This window comes from Streptomyces sp. HSW2009 (assembly GCF_040240285.1).
Taxonomy (GTDB): Bacteria; Actinomycetota; Actinomycetes; order Streptomycetales; family Streptomycetaceae; genus Streptomyces.
Window position 1 is genome coordinate 1 of record NZ_JBEHZD010000783.1, and the last position, 2,799, is coordinate 2,799.

General features: G+C 74.3%; 1 protein-coding gene. It reads right to left on the reverse strand.

The features are described 5' to 3' along the window. Nucleotides 1-873: 873 nt before the first annotated feature. Nucleotides 874-1,761, reverse strand: a complete 888-nt coding sequence (rpsB, locus tag AAHZ94_RS32095) for a 30S ribosomal protein S2 (protein ID WP_349997230.1) — start codon at nucleotides 1,759-1,761, stop codon at nucleotides 874-876. Nucleotides 1,762-2,799 lie beyond the last annotated feature (1,038 nt).

The following is a 2,799-nucleotide window of genomic DNA, read 5'->3' on the forward strand; positions in this document are numbered from 1 at the left end:
GGGCGCCCGGGCCGCCCGGTGCGGGCCGGGCGCCGGCGCGTGAGCGGTGGCCAGCGCGTGGGCGGTGGCCGGTAGGGCCGATGCGCAGGAGGTGCGCGATGCGGACGGTGCACGCGATGCGGACGCCGCCCCGGCCCGAGCCCAGCAACCGGCCCGAGCCCGGCGGCCGGTCCCTGCGCGGCGGCCGGTGGTCCCTGCGCGGCGGTCAGCCCCGCGCCCTAGGATCACTTGCCATGTCACGTCACATACGGAGCACGGCCCTGGCATCGGCGGCCCTGATGGTCGCGGTCGGGGCCACGGTGGCCGGCTGCGGGGGCGGGGACGACGGCAAGGCCGAGGGCCCCTCCGGCATCCGCGAGACCCACTCGGCCACCGCCCCGCCCGCGGGGGCCGACCCCGGACTCCCCAGGGCGCTCACCAACCAGCAGGTCAAGTGGGGCGCGTGTGAGGCGCCGAGCACACTCCAGGGAGGCGGCGACAAGCCGGGCGACGCCTGGCAGTGCGGCACGCTCAAGGCCCCGCTGGACTACGCGAAGCCGCAGGGCGAGACCCTCGATCTGGCGCTCATCCGCAAGCCGGCCACCGACACCGACCGGCGCATCGGCTCGCTGGTCTTCAACTTCGGCGGCCCCGGCGGCTCGGGCGTCGCCAGCCTGCCGCCCTTCGCCGAGGACTACGAAGAACTCGGCACCCGGTACGACCTGGTCAGCTTCGACCCGCGCGGGGTCGGCGAGAGCGCCGGCATCACCTGCCTCACCGACCAGGAGCGGGACGCGGGGGGGCGCGCGGCCGGCCCCCCCCCCCCCCCCCCCCCCCCGCCGCCAGTCGTGACGCTAGGTGGAACGGGTGCTGGCCCGGTCCGCCGAGCGTTCGTCAGGCCTGCTCGGCGTCCGCGGCCGGGGCCTCAGCAGGGGCAGCAGCCTCAGCAGCCGGAGCCTCAGCAGCGGCCTCGGCGGGCTTGCCGGCCTCCTCGGCCTTCTTGGCGGTGTCGCCCTCAAGCAGGTCGCGCTCCCACTCGGCAAGGGGCTCGCCGGCGGCCTTGTCGGCCTTCACGTCACCGCTGGCGGCACCGGAGCGGGCGATGAGGCCCTCGGCGACGGCGTCGGCGATCACGCGGGTGAGCAGGGTGACGGAGCGGATCGCGTCGTCGTTGCCCGGGATCTTGTAGTCGACCTCGTCGGGGTCGCAGTTGGTGTCGAGGATGGCGACGACCGGGATACGGAGCTTGCGCGCCTCACCGACGGCGATGTGCTCCTTCTTGGTGTCGACGATCCAGACGGCGCTCGGCACCTTCTGCATCTCGCGGATACCACCGAGGGTCTTCTCCAGCTTGGCCTTCTCGCGGGAGAGGACCAGGAGCTCCTTCTTGGTGAGGCCGGAGGCGGCCACATCCTCGAAGTCGATGAGCTCAAGCTCCTTGAGGCGCTGGAGGCGCTTGTAGACGGTCGAGAAGTTGGTGAGCATGCCGCCCAGCCAGCGCTGGTTGACGTACGGCATGCCGACGCGGGTCGCCTGCTCGGCGATCGCCTCCTGCGCCTGCTTCTTCGTGCCGACGAACATGATGGAGCCGCCGTGCGCGACGGTCTCCTTGACGAACTCGTAGGCGCGGTCGATGTACGACAGCGACTGGAGCAGGTCGATGATGTAGATGCCGTTGCGCTCGGTGAAGATGAAGCGCTTCATCTTCGGGTTCCAACGGCGGGTCTGGTGACCGAAGTGGACGCCGCTCTCCAGCAGCTCCCGCATCGTGACGACGGCCATGGCCGTACTCCTTGGATACTCGGTTCCCGCGGCGGCCGGGCGGCTGCCGCGCCTGACGCCCCGACGCGCCTGCCGCGAAAGGAAACCTTCCGAGGACCGAGGGACGCGGCCACCGGGCTGCCCGAAAGGGACTACTGCGCCGGTGGCGGGGCGTGCGAAGTCGACCCGGTGACCCGGATCGCCACCTGAAGTGTACGGGACCGCTACACCTGCGGGTGACGGCGATATCCGCAAGCCGTGAGTTATCCACAGAAGACGACCATGATCACCGCAAGCTGCCGATTTACGGCACGGTCGTCCCATGCGTATTTCCCTCAGCCCCCACCGGGCCAGCCAGACCCTTCGCCGCTTCTGCCGCCGCCTCCCCATCCCACGTGCCAGGCCCCGCCCCCGCCGCTCCGGAGCCGGCTGTTTACGCTCTCCGCTGGTCCGCTGGCTGGCGACGGGCGCCGCGGCGATCGGCCTCGCCGTGACCGCGTGCGCCGCAGTGGTGCGGGCGGAGACCCACGGCCTCGAACGGAAACCCCAGGCCAGCACGCATCGAATCGCCCAGGCCCCCGAGCCCGGGCTGACCGGCAGCGACGTCACCGACCGACCGGCTCCCACCTCCCGCCCGACGGTGGCCCCACTCAAGACCACCAAGGCCACCGGGCCCACCGCCCCGTCCGGCACACCTCAGGCCGGCATGCCCCGGGGGCCGCGGCGGAGCGCCAGTGCCGTACGGAGCAGCGGCCCGCGCCCCGGTTCGGCCGTCGCCGCAGCGGAGCGGGCTCCTCGCCCCGGACCGGGGGTGCGCACACCGGCGCCACCGCGACGCCCGACCCCGACGGGGCCCGCCAGCGCCGACCGCGCCTGGCCCGTGGCTCCAGGGCTCGGGGCGCTGCGCCCCACCGTGCTCCGCGGTCTGGAACTGCCGCCCGAGCCGTGGGCGGGCCGCCCCCGCGGCGGGGGCCGGGCCGCCCCCCCCCCCCCCCCCCGCCCGGCCCCCCCCCCCGGGCCCCGCCGGGGAGGCGGGCCCGGGGGGGGGCGGGGGGGGGG

Coding starts and splice junctions, on each gene's coding strand:
- rpsB (WP_349997230.1), bottom strand. CDS start 1,761: ATGGCCGTCGTCACGATGCGGGAGCTGCTGGAGAGCGGCGTCCACTTC.